Genomic DNA, 1,207 nt, shown 5'->3' with positions numbered 1-1,207 from the left:
GCCTTCAACACATTCGCTCGGTGTGCTCGCGCCTCGGAAAGCCGCTCGGTGAGCAACTCATATAAGGAGGACACATAATCCTGCTCCGATGCAACCGCACGCGCAGAGGGATCATTCATTTTCGACAACAGGGGGCTCCTTCGATTCGAGCCACACCATACGGTCGAAGTTCCCTGAAGATAAGTCTTGACTTACTTGGTGAGCCATGGCCTTGCGGCTTAATTCATGAAGGCACACCGTGTGGCGTGTCTTGCGTTCCGCCGTTCCGTATGTCGCTGGTTGCGCTCCCGATGCCCGCCTGCCTTATGGGCGAGCCCGCCCTTGGATGCTCTCAACCCGAGGTAGCGGCGTATTTGGCCGTGGCTTCGACGAGCGAGTTGAACTTGCCGCGGATCCACGGGCCTGTGGTGGTGCGGGGCTTGTAGTCCAGACGGAAAGACCGTTCGAAGGCGGCGAAGGTGCCTCCGGTGATCTGTTCGGCTTTGCGGTCAAGTTCTGGTTGCAGTGCCAGTTTCATGACGAGCTGGATGAGCAGGGCGATGTGGGGGTAGGCCGCAGCTCTCCGAAATCGTTGGACGGGGCCGAATCTGTTCGGGAGGTCGTCCGGGTCCGGACGGTAAATTCGCTCGAAGGTGCTTTCGCTGTCCTTTCGGGCGAGCGCCCGGTGGTCTATCTCGCTCCAGAAGCTTTCGCAGAGCTGGTAACACAGGCCAAAGGTTCGGCCCTTGTATTTCATCTCCAGTCGGTTGAGGACGATCTGGGCCCGGACGACTTCGGGAGCGTGCTCCAGACTGATCTGTCCTTCGGGGTTCACCTTGCCGCAGCCCAGCCAGCGCCGGTGTCGGATGCAGACGTCGTCGTGGAACCCGCGTATGTGCACGTAGATGGGCTCGCCGTCGCTCCCGGACCGCCAACCGCAAAGGTCGCAGGCCCGACGAACGAGGATCCCGGTGCGTCGCCGGTGCTCCGGCGCGATGTCGGGATCGTAGTGACGAAGTTCCGGGATGGCCCAAAGGAGTGCTCTGCGGGGGTGGCTGCTGAGGAGTGCCAGCTTTTCCAACTCGTCGAGCTGGCAGAGAAGCCAGCGTGAAGGGGGACTGTAAAACAACGTTCGGCCCTGTCTCACTTTCGGTGGTGACGGAGCGTGTCGTTATCCGAGGAGGATGCGGTGGCGAAGAAGGGTGAAGCCTGCTCGTCCGTGCATCTG

Annotated in this window: 1 protein-coding gene; it reads right to left on the bottom strand. The window is 61.0% G+C overall.

Going from position 1 to position 1,207, the window contains the following annotated elements:
* Positions 1–331 precede the first annotated feature (331 nt).
* Positions 332–1,060, bottom strand: a complete 729-nt coding sequence (locus tag AB0I73_RS41400) for a hypothetical protein (RefSeq protein ID WP_363045532.1) — start codon at positions 1,058–1,060, stop codon at positions 332–334.
* Positions 1,061–1,207 lie beyond the last annotated feature (147 nt).

Source organism: Streptomyces sp. NPDC050388, from assembly GCF_040655635.1.
In the GTDB taxonomy this organism is placed as follows: Bacteria; Actinomycetota; Actinomycetes; order Streptomycetales; family Streptomycetaceae; genus Streptomyces.
The sequence above is the reverse complement of the archived record's forward strand: the minus strand, read 5'-3'. Positions and strand labels throughout refer to the sequence as shown.